The organism is Pseudomonas sp. SIMBA_068 (assembly GCF_046534705.1).
GTDB classification, from domain to species: Bacteria; Pseudomonadota; Gammaproteobacteria; order Pseudomonadales; family Pseudomonadaceae; genus Aquipseudomonas; species Aquipseudomonas putida.
Genome location: NZ_JAWRYI010001397.1, coordinates 1 through 243 on the forward strand (window position 1 = coordinate 1; position 243 = coordinate 243).

General features: G+C 57.2%; 1 protein-coding gene. It reads left to right on the plus strand.

The genetic code is table 11. The features are described from left to right. A partial coding sequence (locus SB756_RS34205) for a TatD family hydrolase (RefSeq protein ID WP_410913772.1) occupies positions 1-243 on the plus strand: 243 nt, incomplete at both ends.

Genomic DNA, 243 nt, shown 5'->3' on the forward strand with positions numbered 1-243 from the left:
GGGAGTTAATGGGCTACTCATCACCGGCACTAACCTGCGTGAAAGCCAGCAGGCGCAAAAGCTGGCGCGTCAGTATTCGTCCTGTTGGTCAACGGCGGGCGTACATCCTCACGACAGCAGCCAGTGGCAAGCTGCGACTGAAGAAGCGATTATTGAGCTGGCCGCGCAGCCAGAAGTGGTGGCGATTGGTGAATGTGGTCTCGACTTTAACCGCAACTTTTCGACGCCGGAAGAGCAGGAACG